The sequence below is a fragment of the Clavibacter sp. CT19 genome (assembly GCF_027858075.1).
In the GTDB taxonomy this organism is placed as follows: domain Bacteria; phylum Actinomycetota; class Actinomycetes; order Actinomycetales; family Microbacteriaceae; genus Clavibacter; species Clavibacter tessellarius_A.
In genome coordinates this window covers 92,097-115,978 of record NZ_JAQHYR010000012.1, presented here as the reverse complement: position 1 = coordinate 115,978, position 23,882 = coordinate 92,097, and the positions used below count along the sequence as shown (strand labels likewise).

General features: G+C 72.2%; 19 protein-coding genes. 7 read left to right on the top strand and 12 right to left on the bottom strand.

The window, feature by feature from the left end:
• The first annotated feature begins 24 nt into the window (after positions 1-24).
• Positions 25-846, top strand: a complete 822-nt coding sequence (locus tag PED38_RS14760) for an oxygenase MpaB family protein (protein WP_270981798.1) — start codon at positions 25-27, stop codon at positions 844-846.
• A 117-nt stretch (positions 847-963) separates the two neighbouring features.
• Positions 964-2,955, top strand: coding sequence for a hypothetical protein (locus PED38_RS14755; protein ID WP_270981797.1), 1,992 nt, complete (start codon positions 964-966; stop codon positions 2,953-2,955).
• On the opposite strand, the gene PED38_RS14750 is transcribed toward PED38_RS14755, so the two are convergent.
• Positions 2,927-5,377: an ATP-dependent helicase gene (locus PED38_RS14750; protein WP_270981796.1), complete on the bottom strand. Its 2,451-nt coding sequence runs from the start codon at positions 5,375-5,377 to the stop codon at positions 2,927-2,929. The genes PED38_RS14755 and PED38_RS14750 overlap by 29 nt on opposite strands.
• Positions 5,378-5,515: 138 nt before the next feature.
• The gene (locus tag PED38_RS14745; RefSeq protein ID WP_270981795.1) at positions 5,516-6,589 is read right to left on the bottom strand and encodes a glycerophosphodiester phosphodiesterase family protein; all 1,074 of its coding nucleotides are present in this window, start codon (positions 6,587-6,589) and stop codon (positions 5,516-5,518) included.
• Positions 6,590-6,720: 131 nt separating this feature from the next.
• On the opposite strand from PED38_RS14745, the gene PED38_RS14740 reads away from it, so the two are divergent.
• Entirely contained in the window at positions 6,721-7,524 is an 804-nt protein-coding gene (locus PED38_RS14740; RefSeq protein ID WP_063070851.1) for a Bax inhibitor-1/YccA family protein, read from the top strand.
• Between the two features lie 101 nt (positions 7,525-7,625).
• On the opposite strand, the gene guaA is transcribed toward PED38_RS14740, so the two are convergent.
• From guaA to guaB, 8 genes are all read right to left on the bottom strand, one after another.
• Positions 7,626-9,206: a glutamine-hydrolyzing GMP synthase gene (gene guaA / locus PED38_RS14735; RefSeq protein WP_063070850.1), complete on the bottom strand. Its 1,581-nt coding sequence runs from the start codon at positions 9,204-9,206 to the stop codon at positions 7,626-7,628.
• Positions 9,203-9,739, bottom strand: coding sequence for a DUF3817 domain-containing protein (locus PED38_RS14730; protein ID WP_063070849.1), 537 nt, complete (start codon positions 9,737-9,739; stop codon positions 9,203-9,205). Before PED38_RS14730 ends, guaA begins: the two co-directional genes overlap by 4 nt.
• 9 nt (positions 9,740-9,748) lie before the next feature.
• Positions 9,749-10,723 carry an SURF1 family cytochrome oxidase biogenesis protein gene (locus PED38_RS14725; protein WP_270981794.1) on the bottom strand — a complete coding sequence of 325 codons (975 nt, stop codon included), beginning with the start codon at positions 10,721-10,723 and terminating at the stop codon, positions 9,749-9,751.
• On the bottom strand, positions 10,723-12,264 hold the full coding sequence (locus tag PED38_RS14720; protein WP_270981793.1) for a cation:proton antiporter: 1,542 nt from the start codon (positions 12,262-12,264) through the stop codon (positions 10,723-10,725). Before PED38_RS14720 ends, PED38_RS14725 begins: the two co-directional genes overlap by 1 nt.
• Before the next feature lie 3 nt (positions 12,265-12,267).
• Positions 12,268-12,801, bottom strand: a complete 534-nt coding sequence (locus PED38_RS14715; RefSeq protein ID WP_043668926.1) for a cation:proton antiporter regulatory subunit — start codon at positions 12,799-12,801, stop codon at positions 12,268-12,270.
• 100 nt (positions 12,802-12,901) lie between these two features.
• Positions 12,902-14,020 (bottom strand): GuaB3 family IMP dehydrogenase-related protein, encoded by a 1,119-nt coding sequence (locus tag PED38_RS14710; protein WP_063070846.1) that lies wholly within the window; start codon positions 14,018-14,020, stop codon positions 12,902-12,904.
• Positions 14,013-15,161, bottom strand: coding sequence for a hypothetical protein (locus tag PED38_RS14705; RefSeq protein WP_270981792.1), 1,149 nt, complete (start codon positions 15,159-15,161; stop codon positions 14,013-14,015). The genes PED38_RS14710 and PED38_RS14705 overlap by 8 nt, the downstream gene beginning before the upstream one ends.
• 177 nt (positions 15,162-15,338) lie before the next feature.
• A complete protein-coding gene (guaB, locus tag PED38_RS14700) occupies positions 15,339-16,841 on the bottom strand; it encodes an IMP dehydrogenase (protein ID WP_063070844.1) in 1,503 nt (500 codons plus the stop codon).
• 238 nt (positions 16,842-17,079) lie between these two features.
• Here guaB and PED38_RS14695 point away from each other — a divergent pair, with 238 nt between their 5' ends.
• Genes PED38_RS14695 through PED38_RS14680 form a run of 4 tightly spaced genes read left to right on the top strand, consistent with a single transcriptional unit; the run spans position 17,080 to position 21,195 of the window.
• On the top strand, positions 17,080-18,546 hold the full coding sequence (locus PED38_RS14695; protein WP_270981791.1) for a branched-chain amino acid ABC transporter permease: 1,467 nt from the start codon (positions 17,080-17,082) through the stop codon (positions 18,544-18,546).
• A gap of 6 nt (positions 18,547-18,552) precedes the next feature.
• The gene (locus PED38_RS14690) at positions 18,553-19,524 is read left to right on the top strand and encodes a branched-chain amino acid ABC transporter permease (protein WP_063070842.1); all 972 of its coding nucleotides are present in this window, start codon (positions 18,553-18,555) and stop codon (positions 19,522-19,524) included.
• Entirely contained in the window at positions 19,517-20,440 is a 924-nt protein-coding gene (locus PED38_RS14685; protein WP_063070841.1) for an ABC transporter ATP-binding protein, read from the top strand. The genes PED38_RS14690 and PED38_RS14685 overlap by 8 nt, the downstream gene beginning before the upstream one ends.
• A complete protein-coding gene (locus PED38_RS14680) occupies positions 20,437-21,195 on the top strand; it encodes an ABC transporter ATP-binding protein (RefSeq protein ID WP_063070840.1) in 759 nt (252 codons plus the stop codon). The genes PED38_RS14685 and PED38_RS14680 overlap by 4 nt, the downstream gene beginning before the upstream one ends.
• 233 nt (positions 21,196-21,428) lie before the next feature.
• On the opposite strand, the gene PED38_RS14675 is transcribed toward PED38_RS14680, so the two are convergent.
• Positions 21,429-22,646, bottom strand: a complete 1,218-nt coding sequence (locus PED38_RS14675; RefSeq protein WP_270981790.1) for an ABC transporter substrate-binding protein — start codon at positions 22,644-22,646, stop codon at positions 21,429-21,431.
• A 241-nt stretch (positions 22,647-22,887) separates the two neighbouring features.
• Complete coding sequence (gene rarD, locus PED38_RS14670) at positions 22,888-23,841, bottom strand: EamA family transporter RarD (protein WP_270981789.1); 954 nt, start codon at positions 23,839-23,841, stop codon at positions 22,888-22,890.
• Positions 23,842-23,882 lie beyond the last annotated feature (41 nt).

Here is a 23,882-nt window from a genome sequence, read left to right as displayed (position 1 = left end):
CACCTGTGGAGGGAGACTGGAGGGATGAGCCCGAGGACCCACCCCGCCCGGAGGCGCGGCGGGTCCATCCGCGACATCGCGGGCGAGGGCATCCTGCTCGCCGCGGGGGGCCGCGCGATCCTGCTGCAGATCGCCGATCCGGCGGTCGCGCGCGGCGTCGCGGAGCACAGCGACTTCGCGTCCCGGCCGCTCGACCGCCTCGAGGGCACGCTCGGCTACGTGTACGCGGTCGTCTTCGGGTCGCCGGCCGAGGTCGCCCGGGCCCGGCGCATCGTCGGCCGCGCGCACGCGCCGGTGCGGTCCGACGCCCCCGCCGCCGACGGATCGGCCCCGGCCTACTCCGCCTACGACCCCGACCTGCAGCTGTGGGTGGCGGCGACGATCTACGACAGCGCGGTGACGATGTTCGAGATCGCCTTCGGACCCCTGCCGGACGAGGTGGCCGACCGCGTCTACCGCCAGTACGCCGTGCTGGGCACCGCCCTCCAGGTGCCCGAAGGGCGGTGGCCGCCGGATCGCGCGGCGTTCCGCGCCTACTGGGAGGAGCGGGTCGCGATCCTCGAGCCGACCGCGGACGCACGTCGGATCGCGCGGGCGCTCCTGCGAGGAGGCGACGGCCCGATGTGGCTCCGGAGCATCATGCCCCTGGCGGCGCTCATGACCGCGGCGCTGCTTCCGCCGCGGATCCGAGCGGGCTTCGGCCTGCGCTGGGATGCGCGCCTCGAGCGACGGGCGACGCGCGCGATCAGCGCGATCCTGGTGCCGTACCGGTGGATGCCGCGATGCGTGCGGGAGGCGCCGCGGACCGTGGTCACGCGGCGGTACGCGCGACGGGAAGCCGGGTAGCCGGACGCGCGATCGGCCGTGCGCCGCGCCTCCTGCACAGGCACCGGACGCCGCCCGGCGTCCCCGATGCGGGCCTCGCGCGACGTCCGGCGGATCGGTCCGGAGCACCATCCGGCCATGACACGCATCCGCTCCTCTTCTGCCAGCTCCGCCTCCGCTGCCCCCGGCCCCGGCCCCGGCCCCGGCCCCGCGACGACGCACCGGCCGAGTCGATCGCGCGCGGGGCGCCTCGTCTCGGCGGCCGTCGGGATCGGGCTCGCCCTCGGGATCGCGGCGAGCGCCGTCCCGTCCGCGCAAGCCCTCACGGCCGTCTCGCACGGCATCGGGTACTCGTCCCCGGGCGACGGGAGGTGGCTGGGTTCGTACCGGCTCGACGACGGCCGCCTGGGATTCTGCATCGACGTCGGGCTCGCCGCGCCGCCCGGGCACGCCTACGCGCCCGTCGACGACGCGGGCCGCTCGGCGGACGACCGTGCCCGGCTCGCCTACATCGCGCGCGAGTGGGCCGGATCCTCCGATCCGGACACCGCGGCCGCCGGCCAGCTCGCCACCTGGAGCATCACCGGGCTCGGCGGGCACGATCTCGGGTGGTACGCGGCACGGGCGGGCGATCGAGCCGGCGTCGTGGAGGCGCGCGCACGGGAGATGCTCGCCGAGACCGACTCGGCAGCGGGGGCGTCGCGCTCGGTCACGGCTGCGGCGAGCGCGGTCCTCGGCGACGATGGTCGCGGGACCGTCCGCGTCGACCTGCGCGCCGACTTCCTGGCGACGGGTCCGGCGTCCGTCCCCGCCGGCACGCGGACCGGCACGGTCCAGCTCGAGGGGGCGACCTTCGCCGACGGGAGCACGACGGCACGGGTGGCGGACGGCGTGGACACGGCCATCCGCGCCACCGGGTCGGATCCGACCCTGCACGTGCACGCGCGCGTCGTCTTCGCCGACCTCCCGTACGGAGACGCGCTCGACGTCGTCGGCGACGGCGGCGCCTCGCAGGGACTCGTCCTCGCCCGTCCGGCGGACGCGAGGGCGGACGCGGAGGCGGAGGCGACGACCCCGAACCCGCTGCCCTTCGCGCCGCGCGTCGAGACCCATGCGTCCTCGGCCGTCGCGCATGCGGGTGGCGTCGTCACGGACGCCCTCCACGTCACGGCGGACCCCGCCGCGGGATCGACGCCGGTGTCCGCCGGCTGGGGAACGACCCGGCGGCCCGATGGCGGCCTGCATCCGGTGCCCGTCGTCGTCCGCAGCCGACTGCTCGGCCCCTTCCTCGAGCAGGTGGGCCCCGAACGCGACGACGTCCCCGCCGACGCGCCGGAGGTCTGCCGGGTCGCGGCCCTCGTCGACCACGGCCCCGGCGACTACGTCACGCCCCCGTGCACGCTGCCGTCGGGCGGTTACTACACGTGGGTGACGTCCATCGCCCCGGAGGACACGTCCGTGGCCGACGGCCGGTCGCGGGTGCTCCCGTGGCGCTCGACGTTCGGATCCGCCCTCGAGACGACGCAGGTCCCGCATCCCCCGACCGTCGACACGACCGTGGCCGCGAAGGAGGTCCTCGCGGGCGGCTGCCAGACCGACACCCTGCACGTCACCTCGTTCGCCGGCACGGGGCCGGTGCCGGTGCGGGTGCGCCTCGCGGGCCCCTTCGCCTCGACGCCGACCGATGGTGCGCCCGTCTCCCCGAGCGACCTCGCCGGGGCGACCGGTCGATCCGCCGAGGTGACGCTCACCGACGACGGCGACATGGCCACGCCATGCATCCCGGTCGACGCTCCTGGCTGGTACGTCGCCGTGCTGGACAGCCCCGGACGGCCCGCGTCCGACGCGGACGGGGCGGCGGTCGCGCCCTTCTCGGACATGGTGGCGCACGCGAGCGAGACCTTCCACGCGAGCCCGCCTCCCCCGGTGGCGCAGGTCACGCCCCCGGCACGGCACGAGCTCGCCATGACGGGCGGAGCGCCCGGCATCACCGCGCCCATGCGATGGTCGGCGCCGCAGCTCGCGATCGGCGCATCGGTCCTCGGCCTGCTCGGCGCCGCCGGGGTCGGTCTGGGACGCACCGGCCGACGCCGCGCCTCGGCTAGAGCTTCTCGATGGGCGCGATCTTGATGAGCAGGCGCTTCCGGCCGGCCGGCCCGTCGAACTGCACCTCGGCTATGCGCTTGCGCCCCTCGCCGGTCACGCCGGTGACGCGCCCGTCGCCGAAGTCGGTGTGGCGGATCCGGTCGCCGAATGCGAGCTCGAGGTCGCCGTTGTCGCGCACCTGGCCGGTGACCGTGTTGGCCCACTGCGTCTTCGGGCGGGGAGGCGGCGGCAGGGCAGGATCCTCGAAGCCGCTCGAGGACCGGGACCGGCCGCCGTACCCGCCGCCCTCGCGGCGCGCGTTCAGGGCCCGGGGCTGCGTGCCGCCGCGCGACGTCGCCATGCCGGGCGACTGCTTCCAGTCGATGAGCTCGGCGGGGATCTCCTGCAGGTACCGGCTCGGCATCGCCACGTTGACCTCGCCGAACTGGGCGCGGGTCATGGCGAGGGAGATGAAGAGCCGACGGCGGGCGCGGGTGATGCCCACGTAGAACAGTCGCCGCTCCTCAGCCGGTCCGCCCGGCTCGTTGGCCGACATGCGGTGCGGGAGCAGGTCCTCCTCGACGCCCGTGAGGAACACGGAGTCGTACTCGAGGCCCTTCGCGGTGTGCAGCGTCATCAGCGACACCGTGCCGCTCGAGTCGTCGAGCTCGTCCGCGGCGGCCACCAGGGAGACCTCCGTGAGGAAGTCCACCAGCTGGCCCTCCGGGTTGTTCCGCGAGAACTCCTTCGTGACGGCGACGAGCTCCTCGACGTTCTCGGCGCGCGCCTCGTCCTGCGCGTCCTTGCTCGCGCGCAGCGCCTGCACCAGCCCGCTCCTCTCGAGGAGGGTCGTGACGAGGTCGCCGACGGAGGTGCGGCCCTCCGGTCGTTCCGGGTCGAGGAGGAGGGCGACCTCGTCGAGCATCCGCGAGAGCGTCAGGATGGCCTGCGTCACCTTGGGTCCGAGCCCCAGCTCGGACGCACGGCGCATGGCCTCGCGGAAGGTCACGCCGTGCGCCTCGGCGAAGTTCGCGAGCGCCGTCTCCGTCGCCGGGCCGATGCCGCGCTTCGGGGTGTTGAGGATCCGGCGGAGCGCCAGCACGTCGGCGGGGTTGGCCACCGCGATCAGGTAGGCCATGGCGTCCTTGATCTCGGCCCGCTCGTAGAACTTCGTGCCGCCCATGATCCGGTACGGCACGGCGGAGCGGATCAGGATCTCCTCGAGCGCCCGGGTCTGCGCGTTCGTGCGGTAGAACACCGCGATCTCGGAGTACGCGGTGCCCTCCTCGTGCAGCTTCTGGATCTCGTCCGCCACGAACTGCGCCTCGTCGTGGCCCGAGTACCCGGTGAAGCCGACGATCTTGTCGCCGTCGCCGATGGACGTCCACAGCTTCTTGTCCTTGCGGTCGAAGTTGTTCGAGATCACGGCGTTGGCGGCGGTGAGGATGTTCTGCGTCGAGCGGTAGTTCTGCTCGAGGAGCACGACCTTCGACTGCGGGAAGTCGCGCTCGAACTCGGTGATGTTGCGGATGTCGGCGCCGCGGAAGGCGTAGATCGACTGGTCGCTGTCGCCCACCACCGTGAGGGAGGCGCCGTCGATGCCGCCCATGCCGTTGGTCGACATGCGCGTGTCGACGGGCACGTCCTCCGGGGCGACGGCGCGCGTGAGCTCGCGGATGAGCGAGTACTGCGCGTGGTTCGTGTCCTGGTACTCGTCCACGAGCACGTGGCGGAAGCGGCGCTGGTAGAGCGCCGCGACCTTGGGGAACGCCCGGAAGAGGAACACGGTCTGGCCGATGAGGTCGTCGAAGTCGAAGGCGTTCGCCGCGGCGAGCGAGCGCGTGTACTGCCGGAAGATCTCCACGAACATCGCCTCGGCCGGGTCGTTGAAGTTCGCGGTGCGCGCGAACGTGTCCGCGTCGGAGAGCTCGTTCTTGAGCTTCGAGATGCGCCCGGACACCGAGGAGACCGTGAAGCCCAGCGTGTCCGCGTCGAGCTGCTTGATGATCCGCTTGATGAGGACCCGGCTGTCGGCCGAGTCGTAGATCGTGAAGTTCTGGGTGAAGCCGAACGCCTCGGCCTCTCGGCGGAGGATCCGCACGCACGCGGAGTGGAAGGTCGAGATCCACATGCCCTCGGACGCCTGCCCGAGGAGCGACTCGACGCGCTCGCGCATCTCGGCCGCCGCCTTGTTCGTGAACGTGATGGCGAGGATCTGGCTGGGCCACGCCTCCCGCGACTCGATGAGGCTCGCGATGCGGTGGGTGAGCACGCGCGTCTTGCCGGAGCCGGCGCCGGCCACGATGAGCAGCGCGGGGCCCCGGTACACGACCGCCTCGCGCTGCTCCGGGTTCAGCCCCTCCAGCAGCGGATCCGCGGGTGCACCCGGCCCGCCGACGCCGCCCTGCCGACCGTCGAGGATGATCGGCGGGCGGGAGGCGGGAACGGCTGCGGGGTCGGCACTCATGTCGGCTTCGATCCTAGGCTCTGCCCCCGACGGGCCTCCGGGCGCAGCCGCCGACGGTCGTCGGGCGTCCTGCCGACACGGCAGGTGCCCGGCGCACGACGCGTCCGGGCACCTCGCGCACCGCCGGGCGGGCCTCCCCTACCCGGCGGCCACGCCCGCCGCTTCCGCGCGGTCGGCCACGAGCCGCACCGCCAGGTCGGGATGGTCGGCGAAGACGCCGTCGACGCCCGCGTCCAGCAGGCGGCCCCAGTGCGCGCGGTGGTCGCCGTGGTCCGACTTCGCGCCGGCGCCGCGGAGGGGACGGGGGAGGAACGCGTTCTCGGGCCGGAGCGTCCACGTGAAGACGGAGAGCCCCGCGCGGTGCGCCCGGTCGACGAGGTCCGAGACGGGCGCGTCGCCCGGGCTCCCGGCACCGCCGAAGCCGGCCGCCGGGCAGATGCGCTCGAGGCCCACGCTGATCCCGTCGACGTCCGCGGCGAGCGCCGCCAGCCCGGCGTCCGTGAGCTGCGCGTCGAACGTGATCGCGTCGTCGCCGTGCCGCGCGACCTCGTCGATCGCGGCGCCGCGACCCTCGAGGAGGTAGACGAGCCGGGCGCGGATCCCCCGCTCCCGCACGCCCAGCAGCACGTCGCGCTCGAACGACTCGATGGTGAGCCGCGAGGCGTCCGAGGCCCAGCCGTGGGCCTCGAGGTCGCGGGCGAGCAGCTCGTCGAGCGGCATCCCGAGGCCGGCGAAGTGCGTGGCGTGCTTGATCTCGGCGACCATCCCGAACGGGCGGCCACGGCGCGCGGACTCCTGGTCGATGATGCGCAGCAGGTCGGGCAGCGAGAGCACCGTCTCCTCGTCGTCGTGCGCGGCGCTCGCGGGGCGGACGGCCGGGATCCGCTCGCGGCAGCGGAGCGTGCGGATCTCGGCCCACGTCATGTCCTCGGTGAACCAGCCGGTGCGCTCGACGCCGTCGACGACGCGGGTGGCGCGGCGGTCGGCGAACTCGGGACGGTCGGCGACGTCGGTCGTGCCGGACAGCTCGTTCTCGTGCCGGATGACGAGCACGCCGTCCGACGACGCGACGAGGTCGGGCTCGACCGCGTCGGCGCCCTGGGCGAAGCCGAGCCGGACGGCGGAGGCGGAGTGCTCGGGGCGGTAGCCGCTGGCTCCGCGATGGGCGATGACGAGGGGGCGGGGGCGGGAGGCGTGATGCACGCCGCGCACGCTACAGGCGCCGGGTGGACGGCGGGCGCGTACTCATCTGGGGAAATTCAGGGCCCGCGCGAGTGCTTTCCCAGCCTGGTCGGCTAAATTGACCCCGATCACGTTCATCCACCATCGAGAGTAGAAGGATCATGGCCAACCCCACGTTCTCCAACAACCCGGTCTTCAACGGCCGAGGTGCGACGCCCACGAGGGATGTGACCCCGGAGAGCCTCGACGAGCTGTACAGCCGCCCGTCCGCGACGGCCTCCGAGACCGACCGCATGACCTTCGAGGACACGACCGTCAAGACGGTCAGCCTGCTCGCCATCGTCGTCGTCCTCGGCGCGGTCGCGTGGCTCTCGGGCCCGCTCGCGCTCCCCCTCGCCATGCTCGGTGCCATCGGCGGCCTCGTGCTCGGCCTCGTCAACTCCTTCAAGAAGGAGCCGTCCGTCCCGCTCATCGTCGCGTACGCGGCGTTCGAGGGGCTCTTCGTCGGCGGCATCTCGCGCGTCTTCGAGGGCATCTACCCCGGCGTCGCCACGCAGGCCGTCCTCGGCACGGCGGCCGTCTTCGTCACCGTGCTGCTGCTGTTCCGCAGCGGCAGGATCCGGGCGTCGAAGAAGGCCACGAAGATCTTCATGGTCGCCATGGTCGGCTACCTGCTGTTCTCCGTGCTGAACTTCGCCCTCATGGCGTTCGGCGTCACGAACAGCGCGTTCGGCCTCCGGAGCGAGCCCGTCTTCGGCATCCCGCTCGGCGTGATCCTCGGCATCTTCGTCGTGATCCTCGCGTCGTACTCGCTGGTGCTCGACTTCGACTTCATCCAGCGCGGCGTCCGCTCGGGCGCCCCGCGTCGCTACGGCTGGACCGCGGCGTTCGGCCTCGTGGTCACCATCGTGTGGCTGTACGTCGAGCTGCTCCGCCTGTTCGCCATCCTGCGCGGCAACAACTAGCACCACCGCAGGTCCCCGGCACAGCACCGCGGACCTGCAGCACGACGAAGGCCGCTCCCCTAGGGGAGCGGCCTTCGTCGTTCACGGCGTGCGCGGGAGGATCACTCCCACTCGATGGTCCCCGGCGGCTTCGACGTGACGTCGAGCACGACGCGGTTCACGCCGTCCACCTCGTTCGTGATGCGGTTCGAGATGCGCGCGAGCACGTCGTACGGGAGGCGGGTCCAGTCGGCGGTCATCGCGTCCTCGCTGGAGACGGGACGCAGCACGATGGGGTGGCCGTAGGTGCGTCCGTCGCCCTGCACGCCGACCGAGCGGACGTCCGCGAGGAGCACGACGGGGCACTGCCAGATCTCCTGGTCGAGGCCCGCGGCGGTGAGCTCGGCGCGCGCGATGGCGTCGGCCTTGCGCAGCAGCTCGAGGCGCTCGGCCGTGACCTCGCCGACGATGCGGATCCCGAGGCCGGGGCCGGGGAACGGCTGGCGTCCCACGATGACCTCCGGCAGGCCCAGCTCGCGGCCGATGGCGCGCACCTCGTCCTTGAACAGGGTGCGGAGCGGCTCGACGAGCTCGAACTTGAGGTCCTCCGGGAGGCCGCCGACGTTGTGGTGGCTCTTGATGTTCGCGGTGCCCGTGCCTCCGCCCGACTCCACCACGTCCGGGTAGAGCGTGCCCTGCACGAGGAAGCGGATGGGCTCGCCGTCGGCCTTCGCCTCGAGCACGAGCGCCTCCGCGGCGCCCTCGAACGAGCGGATGAACTCGCGGCCGATGATCTTGCGCTTGGCCTCGGGATCCGTGACGCCCGCGAGCCCGTCGAGGAACTGCTCGGCCGCGTCGACCGTGACGAGGCGGACGCCCGTGGCGGCCACGTAGTCCTCCTCGACCTGGCGGCGCTCGTCGTGGCGGAGGAGGCCGTGGTCGACGAAGACGCAGGTGAGCTGGTCGCCGACCGCGCGATGCACGATGGCCGCGGCGACCGCGGAGTCGACGCCGCCGGACAGGCCGCAGATGACCTTCGCGTCGCCGACCTGGGCGCGGATCCGCTCGACCTGCTCGGCGATGACGTTGCCGCTGTTCCAGTCGCCGGGGATGCCGGCGGCGCGGTGCAGGAAGTTCTCGAGCACGGCCTGGCCGTGCGCGGAGTGCTTGACCTCGGGGTGCCACTGCACGCCGTAGAGGCGGCGCTCGTCGCTCGCGAAGGCGGCGACGGGCGTGGAGGCGCTGGAGGCGAGCACCTCGAAGCCCTCGGGCGCCTTCGACACGGAGTCGCCGTGGCTCATCCACACGGTCTGGTCGTCGGGCTGGCCGTCGAGCAGGGTGCTGCCGGGCGTGAGCGTGACCGCGGTGGATCCGTACTCGCGCTGCCCGGTGTGCGCGACCTCGCCGCCGAGGGCGCGGGCCATGACCTGGAAGCCGTAGCAGATGCCGAGCACGGGGACGCCGAGGTCGAGGATCCCCTCGTCGAGGCCGGGCGAGCCCTCCTCGTAGACGCTCGACGGGCCGCCGCTGAGGACGATGCCGGACGGGTCCTTCGCGCGGATCTCCTCGGCCGTGATCGTGGACGGCACGATCTCCGAGTAGACGTTGGCCTCGCGGACGCGGCGGGCGATCAGCTGCGCGTACTGGGCGCCGAAGTCGACGACGAGGACGGGGCGCTGGTTCGTGGGGTTGTCGACGCTCAAGTGGTGGCCTCCGTGGTGGTGGTCGGGTCGATGGGTCGGGGGTCCTCGTCGTCGCGGTCGGCGGCGTTCGCGCGCCGCGGGGTCTCGAGCTTCGCGATGACCTCCCGCACCTGGCGCGCGATGCGCGACTCGACGACGAAGGAGAGGAACGGCACGACGCCGCCCGCGGCGATGAGGATGAAGCGGGTGAACGACCAGCGCATCTTCTGCCAGAGCAGGAAGTCGCTGATGAGGTAGACCACGTAGATGTTGCCGTGGACGATCTGGATGATGAGGCTGAGGTTCGTGCCCGTGAGGGTGTCGGCCGGCGACAGCGCCAGGAAGCCGGACGGGCCGTTCAGCTCGAGCTCGTAGCCGGCGCCCGCGAGGTACTGCAGGGATCCGTCGACGAACTGGAAGCCCGGCAGGTACTTGAAGCCCATCTCCACGACGAGGAGGAGCAGGAACGCGCCGGTGATGAACGCCATGACGCGGTAGAAGCCGAGGACCCTCCGGATCTGCGGGACGTCGGAGCGCTTGAGTCCGTAGGCCATGCGTGGATCCTACCGGTCGGCGTCTGCGCGGCTCCCGCGGCGGGGAGCGCCGGAGACCTCGTCGTCGGCATCCTCGGGGAGCGGATCCTCGTCGTCCTCGTCCTCGTCGTCCTCGCGGTAGCCGGGCTGCTCGCGCGTCCACGCGTCGCGGACGGTGCGGTACCAGATGACGATGGCGAAGATCGCGAAGACGGCCCACTCGGCCGCGTAGAAGATGTTGAGCCAGTTGAGCTGCACGGCCTCGCTCGGCGGCGGCGAGTCGATGGCCTGGAGGCCGGCGACCGGGGTCGACGCGACGATGAAGCCGTTGTAGACGTCGCCCACGTCGCCCGGCCAGAGGTTGACGAGCGCGGAGGTGGCGAGGCGCGTCATGCGCGCGGGGTCCTGGCCGGATCCGGGCGGCTCGGGCGACTCGCTCGGGAGGAAGCGGCCGACGAGCTCGGCGTCGCCCGTCGGCGCGCCGACGCCCGCGTTCAGCGCGGCGGCGACGCCCGCGGCATCGGCGTCCGTGGCGGCCCAGCCGAGGGCGACGGGCACGCTGTCCGGGAGGCCGCCGTCGGTGTCTCCCCCGGGCGCGCCCGCGTCCGAGATGGCGAGGTGGCCGACGACCCAGGCGCCCGTGCGTCCGTCGTTGAGGCGGTCGGACACGACGACGTAGTCGCCGGGCACCAGGGATCCCGACACCGTGACCAGGTGACCCGCCGACCGGTCCGTCACGTAGCCCTGCGGCTCGACGAGCGTGCCGAGCGGCAGCGCGGTCTCGGTGTCGCGCTCGATGACGACGCCGGACTCGACCGCGCGCGCCAGCTGCCACTGCCCGAGGGCGGCGAAGCCCGCGGCGATGAGGAGCGCCAGCGCGAGCAGCGCGATGAAGCGGGGTCGGCGGGCGACCTGGCCGACGGTGGGAGCAACGGGGTCCGCCTCGTCGGCGAGGTGCGCGGATCCGGCGGCGGGGCCGGGGCGGGGCTCGGGTGCGTGCGTCATCAGTAGTCGGGTTCCCGTTCGCGGGTGGGCGGTGTCCAGGTGTCGTGGTCGGACTGCTGGCCGGCCTGCTCGGCGCGACGCCGGTCGGGGGCGGGGTGCCCGTCGGCGTCGTCGTCGTCGGGCGCACCGGCGTCGGGGCCGACCGCCGCGGCGGTCGGTCGGCGGGCGCCGTCGGCCTCCGGGCCGGTGCCCGGCGCCATGCCGCGGGCGGCCGTGCCCGGACGGGATCCCGTCACCGCGAGGCCGTCGTCGTACGCCTCGGAGGCCGCGTCGCCACGCGCCTCGCCGCGCTCGGCCGCCTCGAACAGCGCCAGCGCGTCCGCCCGCTCCGCGTCGCGCTCGGCCTTGGCGGCGGCCCGCTTGGTGGCGGAGCGGTAGCGGGTGGGCAGCACGGCCGTGCCGATGCGCACCGAGTTGGCGGCGAGCAGCGGCCCCATGATCGCCATCACGAGGACGTAGAGGCCCGCGAACGGCTGGATGCGCTCGTCGAGCCCCGCCGAGAGCGAGAGCGTCGCCAGGATGAGCGCGAACTCCCCCCGGTTCTGCAGGATGAAGGCCGTGTTGATGCCCGCCTGCGCGCCGTGCCCGTTCAGCCAGGCGACGAACTGGCCGGCGATGAGGTTCAGCGCGACGGTCATCAGCACGGCGACGAGCACCGGGATCAGGACGGTGGGGAACTCCCGCGGGTCGAGCGCGAGGCCGAAGTTGAGGAAGAAGAACGCGCCGAAGACGTCGCGGAGCGGGATGGCGATCTGCTCGATGCGGTTGCGCATGCGCGTCGCCCCGAGCACGAGGCCGATGAGGAACGCGCCGATCGCGTCCGTGACGCCGAGCACCTCGCCGATGCCGCCGAACAGGATCGCGAGGCCGAAGAACAGCACCGTGAAGAGCTCCACGTCGCGCGTGCGCATGAAGCGCGACAGGAACGCGCCGCCCTTCCGCGCGACCGTGAACATGACCACGAGGAACGCGAACGAGATCGCCAGCTGCCCGACCACGGCCCACGGCTCCGTCTGGCCGCTCAGGACGACCGACACGATGGCGAGGTACACGGCGATGAAGATGTCCTCGACCACGGTGACGCCCAGGATCATGGGCGTCTCGTCGTTCGCGAGGCGGTTCAGCTCGATGAGGAGCTTCGTGACGATGGCGCTCGACGAGGTCGCCGTCATGCCCGCGATGACGAGCGCCTCGCGCGTGCCCCAGCCGAGGGCGAAGCCGAACGCGAACCCGACGCCCATGTTGATGAGCACGTACGAGCCGCCCGAGACGATGAGCTTCCCGGCGTTGCCGAAGAACTCGTCCTGGTCGAACTCGAGGCCCAGGTTGAACAGCAGCAGGATCAGGCCGAAGACGGCGATGAGCTCGATGTCGCCCGAGGCGAAGTCGAGCGGGAACCACTCCACGCTCGGGCTCGCGAGGAGCCCGACGAGCATGTAGATGGGGATCGCGGGCAGGCCGATGCGCTTGCCGAGCTGGCCGAACGCGTAGGCGAGGACGAACAGCAGGCCGAGGACGATGAGGTCGAGGCCGTGATGCACCCGCTACCCTCCGTCCGGCGCGGAGCCGGAGGCGGGGCGGTGCGGGAACTCGCCCGTCCGGTAGAACGCGAAGGCCTTGGCGACCTTCTCGGGGGATCCGGCCACCACGAGCGTGTCGCCCGGGTAGACGGTGAAGTCGTCGGACGGTGCCGGGTTCGCGGACTCGCCGCGGACGACCGCGACCACCGTGAGGCCGACGACGCCGCGGGACGCGAGGTTGCCGAGCGCCTGTCCGGCGATGTGGTCGTCGTAGTCGACCGTGAACCAGTCGATGCTGAGGCCGGGGATCTGGTCGAGCTTGTCGAGCGACTCCGTGATGCGCGTGCCGCCGAGGAGCTCCGCGAGCGTGTGGGCCTCGTCCTCGCTGAGGCGGAGCGACACCTTCTGCGTGTCGGGCCCGTCCTGCTCCTCGGAGAAGGTGATCAGGTCGCTGTGGCCGGAGCGGTGGGCGATGACGCCGACCTTGCCCCCATCGTCCGTGATGAAGGTGTGCAGCACGCCGACACCAGGCAGCTTGACGCGACGGACCTCCGCCATGCGCGCACCTCCCTCTTCCTGTGGTTCACAACGCGGGCCGCGCCCCGCATGTTCCCGTGCCGCCTGCGCGATCCGGACCGGCCGGGCGGCCGGACGCGGGCTACTTGCCGTACGGCGCGACGACGACCTCGACGCGCTGGAACTCCTTGAGGTCGGAGTAGCCGGTGGTGGCCATGGCACGACGGAGCGCGCCGACCAGGTTGGCGCTCCCGTCGGCCGTGGTGGACGGGCCGTAGAGGATCTGCTCGAGGGGCGCCACCTGGTCGACCCGCACGCGGTGCCCGCGCGGGAGCTCGGAGTGGTGCGCCTCGGCGCCCCAGTGGTAGCCCTGGCCGGGCGCATCGGTGGCGCGGGCGAGCGTGCTCCCGAGCATGACCGCGTCGGCGCCGACCGCGATGGCCTTGACGATGTCGCCCGAGCTGCCGAGACCGCCGTCCGCGATGACGTGCACGTAGCGGCCGCCGGACTCGTCCATGTAGTCGCGGCGAGCGCCGGCGACGTCGGAGAGCGCGGTAGCCATGGGCGCGTGGATCCCGAGGGTGGACCGGGTGGTGGACGCCGCTCCCCCGCCGAACCCGACGAGCACGCCGGCCGCGCCCGTGCGCATGAGGTGCAGGGCCGCCGTGTAGGTGGCCGCGCCCCCGACGATGACGGGCACATCGAGCTCGTAGATGAACTTCTTGAGGTTGAGCGGCGCCGCGCCCTTGGAGACGTGCTCGGCGGAGACGGTGGTGCCGCGGATGACGAAGAGGTCGACGCCCGCTGCGACGACCGTCTCGTAGTGGTCGGCGGTGCGCTGGGGCGAGAGCGCGGCGGCGACGACGACGCCGGCCGCGCGGATCTCGGCGATGCGCGCGGTGATGAGCTCGGGCTTGATCGGCTCGGCGTAGATCTGCTGCATGCGCGCGGTGGCCGACTCGGGCGGGAGCGAGCGGATCTCCTCGAGCAGCCGCTCGGGGTGCTCGTACCGGGTCCAGAGGCCCTCGAGGTCGAGGACGCCGACGCCGCCGAAGCGGCCCATCGCGATGGCCGTGGTCGGGGAGACCACGGAGTCCATGGGCGCCGCGAGGATCGGGATCTCGAACTGGTACGCGTCGATGGACCACGAGACCGCGACGTCCTGCGGGTCGCGCGTGCGCCTCGACGGGACGATGGCGATGTCGTCGAACGCGTACACGCGGCGGGCGCGCTTGGCGCGGCCGATCTCTACATCACTCACCCCCACAGCCTAGCGGCGGGCTCCTGCGCGGCCGGTCGTCGGCCGGGCCGCCGCGACCACCCGGGACCCCGGCGGGCGCGGACCGCCGCTCCGGCTCGAGGCCGGCGTGGAGGAGGAGCGCCCTCAGGCGCCCTGCCCCCAGGACGTCGCGCTCGGCGACCTCGATGACGCGCCAGCCGCCGTCCGATCCCTCCGAGTCGCCCGTCGGCCCCGTCGCCGGCGCGGCCGTCGGAGCGTCGCGAGGGGACCCGCCGAGGATCCGCAGAGCCACCCGCTCGCGCGACCACGCCAGGGCGAGACGACCGTGCCCGGGCGCGTGCGGCGCCACCAGGGGGACGGGGAGCCCGGCCTCGTGGGCGATCCCCCGGGCGATCGACTCGACGGCGGACGCCGACGCCCCGTCCGCCGCGGCGACGAGCGCCTCGGACCGCCGGCTCCAGGGGCCGGGCCCGCGGAGAGCGCGCTCGGCGTCGAGAGCGGATCGGCTGCAGGGCGCGGGGCGTCCCGCGGCGAGCGCGGCATCCAGCGCGACGAGCCCGTGGGCGAACCAGCCGGGACCGCGGGGAGCGGCGGAACGCACCGCCTCCATCGCCGCGTCGTGGGAGGCGGCGAGCGCGGCGGCGGCCAGGCCCGGCGCGCGGACTGCGTCGGCGACGGTTACCAGCGGGGACCGCCCCTCCGCCGGGTCCCGCACGACGCGCGTGCCGGCCCGGCGGCCCGGGGACGTGCCCGGCGCGTCGAGCAGCGTCACGAGCGCGGGCCAGGGCGCGATGCGCGGCAGGTCGTGCACGGCCGCCGCCGACGCCCCGCCCAGCACCACGGGCGTCGTCGAGACGCGGGCCAGCGCGCGGATGCGCAGGAGGTGCCGCTCCCGCGCCGACACCGCCTCCCACGCTCGCCGGTCCACGTGCACGCCGGCGCGCAGCCGCACGAGCTCGCCGCGCGCCTCGGCACGCGCCACCGTGGCGGCCTCGGCGCGTTCCTCGACCGCGGCGACCGCCGTGCCCGCGCCTGCTGCCGGAGCCGCCGCCGGGGGCCCCGAGAGGATCAGGACCACACCGGGCGGACCGAGCGCCCACGCGCGGAGGCCGGGGACGGGTGGAGGGGGAGGCGGGCAGCAGGAGGGCGGATGCGAGGGCATGCGGGCAGTGTCGCCGCGTCGCCGATGCGGTGGGCCGCTCGTCGAGGACGCGCCGGACGCGCGTGGCCGCCCGTCGCCTGTGAGGGAGGCCCGGGACGCGGAGGAGGGGCCGGCGCACGATGCACCGGCCCCTCCTCGGCCGCGCGGGACCCGAGCGGCTCCCGCCCCGTTCCCGCGTCAGCGCCGGTAGTTGGGCGCCTCGACGACCATCTGCACGTCGTGCGGGTGCGACTCCTTGAGCCCCGCCGCCGTGATCCGCACGAAGCGGCCGCGGTCCTTCAGCTCGCCGACCGTGCGGGCGCCGACGTAGAACATCGACTGCCGGAGGCCGCCCGTGAGCTGGTACACCACGTTCGCGAGGGACCCGCGGTAGGGCACCTGGCCCTCGATGCCCTCGGGGATGAGCTTGTCGTCGCTCGGCACGTCGGACTGGAAGTAGCGGTCCTTCGAGTACGAGGTCTTGGATCCGCGCGTCTGCAGGGCGCCGAGCGAGCCCATGCCGCGGTAGCTCTTGAACTGCTTGCCGCCGACGAACATGAGGTCGCCGGGGCTCTCGTCGCAGCCGGCGAGGAGGCTGCCGAGCATGACGGTGTCCGCGCCGGCGACGAGCGCCTTCGCGATGTCGCCCGAGTACTGCAGCCCGCCGTCGGCGATGACGGGGATGCCCGCCGCGCGCGCCGCCAGCGACGCCTCGTAGACCGCGGTGACCTGCGGCACGCCCACGCCCGCGACGACGCGCGTGGTGCAGATGGATCCGGGGCCGACACCCACCTTGATCGCGTCGGCGCCCGCGTCGATGAGCGCCTGGGCACCCGAGCGCGTGGCGACGTTGCCGCCGATCACGTCGACGTGCGCCGACGCGGGGTCGGACTTGAGGCGGCGGATGATGTCGAGCACGCCCTTGCTGTCGCCGTTGGCCGTGTCCACGACGAGCACGTCGACGCCCGCGTCCACGAGGGCCATGCCGCGCTGCCAGGCATCCCCGAAGAACCCGATGGCCGCGCCGACGCGGAGGCGCCCCTCGGCGTCCTTCGTCGCGTCGGGGTACTGCTCCGACTTGTCGAAGTCCTTGACCGTGATGAGGCCGCGCAGCTTGCCCGCGTCGTCGACGAGCGGGAGCTTCTCGATCTTGTGCTCCGCGAAGATCGCGATGGCGTGGTCCGGGTCGATGCCGACGCGGCCGGTGATGAGCGGCGTGCGGGTCATGACGTCGCGCACGAGGGTGGTCGCCGCCTGCACGGGCGACACGAAGCGCATGTCGCGGTTCGTGATTATGCCGACGAGCGTGCCGTCCGACTCCACGACCGGGAGGCCGGAGACGCGGAACTGGCCGCAGAGCGCGTCGACCTCGGCGACCGTGGCGTCGGGGCGCGTGGTGACGGGGTTGGTGATCATGCCCGACTCGCTGCGCTTCACCTTGTCGACGAAGGCGGCCTGGTCCTCGATGGAGAGGTTGCGGTGGATCACGCCGAGGCCGCCCTGGCGCGCCATCGCGATGGCCATGCGCGCCTCGGTGACGGTGTCCATGGCGGAGGAGAGGAGGGGGGCGGCGACGCTGATGTTGCGCGTCAGCCGGGAGGTGGTGTCCGCCTCGCTCGGGATGACGTCGGTGTGCCCCGGCAGGAGCATGACGTCGTCGTAGGTGAGGCCGATGACGCCGAACGGGTCGGACTGATCCAAGTTCCCTCCAGGGGGGATGAGAGGCGGGTGGTGGGGCCGGGGGACCGCGTCGGCAACCGGTGTGTCGATGTTAACCGCCGTAGCCGGTGCGCATTCCCGCCGTAGCACGCCGCCACGCGGCACACGGCTGAAACATCCAGGACATAATCAGCACGTACTGTCAACCAACGTCGTCCTGACGGTAGTCGCGGCGCCTGCGCGGATCTCACCATCCGCCGGCTCCCCCCATGGAGGTCTAGTGATAGCCACTGGTTCGGCCGGAGCGCGCGCGCAGCGCGTCTGGGCCCTGATTCTCGCGGTGGCGTTCGCCTGCGCCGCGCTCGTCCTCTCGGCCCCGGCCGGCGCCCACGCGGATCCGCGCGGGGCACCGCAGGCGGTCGACCCGGCCACCGCCGAGCAGTCGCTGCTCGTCTGGGTGCGGGCCGACGCCGACAAGACGGGCATCGCCGGCGTCACCGTCACGGTGACCGGCGGCGGCGTCGAGACCACGGGCGTCACCGGCGCCGACGGCAAGGCCGAGGTCGGGCTCGCCGCGCCGGGGTCGTTCACCGTCCAGGTCGACGAGTCGACCATCCCGCAGGGCGCCGGCGTCCCCCGCGCCGGCTCGAGCCCGCGCGAGATCGACGTCTCCCCGGGCAACAAGGGCGTCCCGGCCTTCTTCTTCGTCTCGCCCGACGCGGCGGCGGGCGGCTCCGGCGGGTCGACCCCCGCGCCGAGCGCGAGCGCCGGGGCCGGCGCGTCCACCCCCACCGGGGGCGAGACGGCCGCGCCGGACACCGAGACCGGCGCGGTCTCCGGCACCGCGGAGCCCGTGACCCAGAACAACTTCTGGAAGATCTTCTGGCCCAAGGTGGTGACCGGCCTCATCTTCGGCCTCCTCCTCGCCCTCGCGGCCATCGGGCTCTCCCTCATCTACGGCACCACGGGCCTCAACAACTTCGCGCACGGCGAGCTCGTCACCTTCGGCGCGCTGATGGCGTACCTCTTCAGCAACCTGCTCGGGCTCAACCCCGTGCTCGCGATCGCGATCACGGTGGTCCTCGGCGGGGCGTTCGGGTACGCGCAGGACTGGCTCATCTGGAAGCCGCTGCGGAAGCGGAGCCTCGGGCTCGTGCCGCTGATGATCGTCACCATAGGCCTCTCGCTCGCCCTGCGCTACCTCTTCCAGTTCATCTTCGGCGCCGACCGCCTGACGCTCCCCAACAGCCCCGCGCCGTTCCTCGTGGTCGGGCCGGTGAGCCTCAAGTTCACCGACGTCGCCGGCGCGATCGTCTCGATCGTGCTGCTCCTGGCGGTCGCGTACGTGCTGCTCTACACGAAGATCGGCAAGGCCACCCGCGCCGTCTCCGACAACCGCTCGCTCGCGGCCGCGTCCGGCATCGACGTGGAGCGTGTGATCCGCGTGGTCTGGGTCGGCGGCGCCGCCCTCGCCGCGCTGTCGGGCGTCTTCATCGCCTACTACCAGTCGCTGCGCTGGGACACGGGCGCGTCCATCCTGCTGCTCGTCTTCTCCGCCGTCGTGCTCGGCGGGCTCGGGACGGCGTTCGGCGCCCTCATCGGCTCGATCGTGATCGGCGTGTTCATCAACGTCAGCACCATGGTCCTGCCCGAGAACATGAAGTACGTGGCCGCGCTCGTGGTCATGATCGTCATCCTGCTCATCAGGCCCCAGGGCATCCTGGGCCGGAAAGATCGGATCGGTTAGCCGCGCATGAACACCAACTTCATCTTCCTGGCGATCGGCGAGATCTTCTCGCCCACCACCGCGGCGTACGCGCTCGCGACGGTCGGCCTCGTGGTGCACTTCGGCTTCACGGGACTGCTCAACTTCGGACAGGCCGGGTTCATGGCCATCGGCGGATACGCGTTCGCCGTCACTGCGGTCATCTACGGCTGGCCCGTGTGGGCGTCCCTCCTCATGGCCATCCTGGCGTCGACCGTGTTCGCGCTCATCCTCGGCATCCCGACGCTGCGGCTGCGGGCGGACTACCTCAGCATCGTGACCATCGCGGCCGCGGAGATCATCCGGTTGAGCGTCAAGACACCCGAGTTCTCGGACGTCACGGGCGGCTCCGAGGGCATCAACGGCGCGGCCGTCGGCTTCAACGAGCTGAACCCGCTGCCCGAGGGCCGCTTCGGCGCCGGCGTGCTCACGTACTCCTCCGACCAGTGGTGGATCCGCATCGTCGGCTGGGGCCTCGTGGGCATCGCCTGCCTCCTCGTGTTCCTCCTCATGCGCAGCCCCTGGGGCCGCGTGCTGAAGGGCGTGCGCGAGGACGAGGACGCCGTCCGCGCGCTCGGCAAGAACGTGTACTCCTACAAGATGCAGGCGCTCGTGCTCGGCGGCGTGTTCGGCGGGCTCGCGGGCGTGGTCTTCATCCTCCCGAGGTCGCTGCAGCCCGACAACTACGGCACGCAGCTCACGTTCTTCCTCTACACGATCATGCTGCTGGGCGGCGCCGCGACCATCTTCGGCCCCGTCATCGGCTCGATCATCTTCTGGGTCACGCTGTCGCTCTCGGACGGCCTGCTCAGCCTCGCGGTCACCAACGGCTGGCTGCCCATCTCGAGCACCCAGCAGGGCCCGATCCGCTTCATCATCGTGGGCGTCGCGCTCATGCTGCTCGTGATCTTCCGACCACAGGGCATCTTCGGGAAGAAGAAGGAGACGCACTTTGCCTGACAAGACCCCGGTCTCGGCCATCCTCGACGGCGACGCCGGGCCCGGCTGCGCCAAGAAGGACCCGATCATCGTCGCGCACGGCGTCAGCCGCCAGTTCGGCGGCCTCACGGCGGTCGACGTGGAGCACCTGGAGATCCCGCGCGGCTCCATCACCGCGCTCATCGGCCCGAACGGCGCCGGCAAGACCACGTTCTTCAACCTGCTGACCGGCTTCGACAAGCCGAACACCGGCACGTGGGAGTTCTCCGGCAGGGACCTCGCCGGGATGAGCGCGTTCCGCGTGGCCCGCCTCGGCATGGTGCGCACCTTCCAGCTCACCAAGGCCCTCGGCGGCATGACCGTGCTGGAGAACATGCGCCTCGGCGCCACCGGCCAGGGCGGCGAGAACTTCTTCTCCGCGCTGATCCGCCCGCTGTGGCGCACGAAGGAGGACGCGATCACGGAGCGCGCCCGCGGGCTCCTGAAGAAGTTCAAGCTCGACGCCAAGGAGGAGGACTACGCGGCCAGCCTCTCCGGCGGCCAGCGGAAGCTCCTCGAGATGGCCCGCGCGCTCATGACCGAGCCCGAGCTGGTGATGCTCGACGAGCCCATGGCCGGCGTGAACCCGGCGCTCACGCAGTCGCTGCTCCACCACATCCTCGACCTCAAGACCGAGGGCATGACCGTGCTGTTCGTCGAGCACGACATGCACATGGTCAACGAGATCGCCGACTGGGTGGTCGTCATGGCCGAGGGCCGCATCGTCGCCGAGGGCCCGCCCTCGACGGTGATGAGCGACCCGGCCGTCATCGACGCCTACCTCGGCGCTCACCACGACACCGACCTCGGCACGCTCACGGGCCAGCGCGAGGTGGCGAAGGACATGGAGTCCGACCTCGTCAAGGACGAGATCGAGAAGGAAGCGGCAGAGAAGTGACGACAGAGCGGGTCCTCCAGACCACCGACCTCCACGCGGGCTACCTGCCCGGCGTCAACATCCTCAACGGATGCAACGTGCACGTCGACAAGGGCGAGCTCGTCGGCATCATCGGCCCGAACGGCGCCGGCAAGTCCACGCTCCTCAAGGCGATCTTCGGCCAGGTGGACGTGCGCGGCGGCAGCATCGAGCTGAACGGCCAGGACATCACCGGGCTCAAGGCCGACAAGCTCGTCTCGCGGGGCGTCGGCATGGTGCCGCAGAACAACAACGTGTTCCCCACCCTCACCATCGACGAGAACCTGCAGATGGGCGCCTACCAGAAGCCCAAGATGTACAAGGAGCGGCTGGCGTTCGTCACCGACCTGTTCCCGGAGCTCGGCAAGCGGCTGAAGCAGCGCGCCGGATCCCTCTCCGGCGGCGAGCGCCAGATGGTCGCCATGTCGCGCGCGCTGATGATGGACCCGACGGTGCTGCTCCTCGACGAGCCGTCGGCGGGCCTCTCCCCCGTGCGCCAGGACGAGACGTTCATCAACGTCGCGCAGATCAACCGCGCGGGCGTCTCCGTGATGATCGTGGAGCAGAACGCCCGCCGCGCGCTGCAGATCTGCGACCGCGGCTACGTCCTCGACCAGGGCAAGGACGCGTACGAGGGTCGTGGGCGCGAGCTCATGAACGACCCGAAGGTCATCGAGCTGTACCTCGGCACCCTCGCGGCCGACCAGGAGAAGGCGAAGGCGGCGCCCCAGCCCTGATCCGCCCTCCCGCACCACGCGACGCGGCATCCCTCCGGGGGTGCCGCGTCGTCGTGTCGGGGGCGGGGCGGGGAGCGGGAGCACGTCGACGGCGAGGCGCGCGGGCCGGTGGGTGATCCCGCGATCGCCGTGGTGGACGCCGCCGCACGCCCGCGGGGCCTCGGCTCCACCCCGAGCACGCCGGAGGGCCCGGTCCATGCGGACCGGGCCCTCAGCAGTGCGTGGTGCGGGTGCTAGTTCAGCTTGCCGTAGACCTGCTCGGAGAAGGTGCGCGTGTTGCCCTGGCCGTACTTGTAGACGGAGACGTACGCCTCGGTCGGGTCGCCGTTGTCATCGAACGTGATCGGGCCGGAGAGGCCGTCGTAGTCGATGTCGGTGCCCTCCTTGATGAGCTTCGCGCAGTCGGCGAACGACTCGCACTTGGTGCCGCCCTCGGAGACCGACTTCAGGTTGGCCTTCAGCGTCGCGCCGTCGGTGCTCTTGCCCTGGAGAGCGGCGAGCGCGAGGAGCACGGTGCCGTCGTACGACTCGGCCGAGTAGCTGAAGACCGTGAGGGCGGGGTCGCCTTCGGCCTTCACCATGTCCTGGAGGCGGGACTGGAAGTCCTCCTTGGCCTCGACGCCGGGGTTCGTGAACTGCGCACCCGCGATGTCGACGTTGGTGTCGGCCTCGGTGATGATGCCGTAGTTCCCGTCCGTGCCGTAGAACTTGTTGAAGTCGAAGCCCTTCGACGCGAGCTGGTCGGCGATGGTCTTGACCTCGTCGAACGAGATCACGACGAGCGCGTCGGGGTTCGGCGCGAGCACGGACGTGATGGCGCTGTTGAAGTCCGTCGCGGACGGCTCGAACACCTGCTCGGCCGCGATGGTGGCGCCGTTGTCCTCGAGCGTCTTCTTGATGTTCGCCTCGAGGCCCGTGCCGTAGGCGTCGTTCATGTAGAGGATCGAGACGTTGGTCTTGCCGTCCTTCAGGATCTTGTTGCCGAGGATGCGGCCCTGGAGCACGTCCGAGGGGGCGGTGCGCCAGAAGTATCCGTCGTCCTTGTAGGTCGAGAAGTCGGGCGAGGTGTTCGCGGGCGACAGCTGGACGACGCCGGCCTGGGTCACCTGGTCGATGAAGGTCTTCGAGACGCCAGAGGACGCCGCGCCGATGATGGCGCTGTTGCCGTCCGCGATGAGCGAGGTGGCCGACTGGCTGGCGATGTCGGTCGTGGTGTCGCCCGAGTCCTTGTCGGTGACGGTCACCTGGATGCCGGCCTTGGCATCGTTGATGTCCTTCTCGGCGAGCCCGACGCCCGCGATCTCGGGCGGGCCGAGCACGGCGAGGGAGCCCGTCTGCGGCAGGATCGTGCCGATCTTGAGGTCCAGGTCGCCGCTCGCGGTGGTGCCGCCGCTGCCGCCGCCGCCGGAGCAGCCGGCGAGGACGAGGGCGCCGGCGACCGCGATGGTCACCGCGCTGAGGGCTGTGCGGGCAGATCGTGAGCGGGAGGATGAGACCCTGCCGAATGCGCTCATGGTGCTCCTTATGGATGTGTGTGGTGATGCTCGGGAATGTGGTGCATGAGGCCCGCGAATGCGCGCCTCGCCTGGTGCGACCCTAGGGCGCGGATGAGACGGGCACAATGCATCGGCATTTCCGTCGTGTAACGCGACCGGATCGTTACCGTTCGCGCGATGCGCGACGGGATCCGCATCAGATGCGGTCGACGACCGCCGAATCCCTCCGGATGGGCGCCGACGCCGCGCTCGGCCGGCGCGACGCCCGGAGCATGTCGACGGTGAGCAGCACGAGCGCCGCCCACACGATCGCGAAGCCGGCCCAGCGCTCGGGCGGCATCGCCTCGTGCAGCACGAACACCCCGAACGCGAACTGCAGCAGCGGCGCCAGGTACTGCGTGAGGCCGATGACGGAGAGCGGGAGCCGGCCCGCGGCGAAGCCGAACAGGAGGAGCGGGCCCGCGGTGACCACGCCCGTGCTGACGAGGAGCAGCGTGTGCCCGAGCGAGACCGTGCCGATGGTGAGGCCGGCGCCCGCGCCCGTGATCACGAGCATCACCGTCGCCGCGGGGACGAGCCACGCGGTCTCGAGCGCGAGGCCGGAGAGCGCGTCCGCTCCCCCGCTGACGCGCTTCTTCACGAGCCCGTAGAGGCCGAAGGACCCGGCGAGCGCGAGCGACACCCACGGCAGCTGCCCGTAGCCGATCGCGATGACCGCCACCGCGACCGCGGACAGGCCGACCGCCGCCCACTGCAGCGGACGCAGGCGCTCGCGCAGGAGGATCACGCCGAGCAGCACCGTGACGATCGGGTTGATGAAGTAGCCGAGCGCGGTCTCGACCACGTGGCCGGACAGCGTGCCGTACACGTAGACGGTCCAGTTGACGAGGATCAGGTGCCCGGCGAGGGCGAGGCCGAACAGGAGCCGCGGCTGCCGCGCGATGGCGACCAGGTGCGGCCACCGCCGCGCGAGCGTGATGACCAGGGCGCACACGACGAGCGAGAAGAGGATCCGCCAGCCGACGATCTCGAACGCGCCCGCCGGCACCAGCAGGAGGAAGAAGACCGGCAGGACGCCCCAGAGACCGTAGGCGCCGATCGCCGCGAGGAGGCCGGTGCGGGTGGGGGTGTCGCGCGGTTCGGGTGTCACATCCGTGAGGCTAGCGCGCGCTCGAGCGGTCCGAGAGGTGC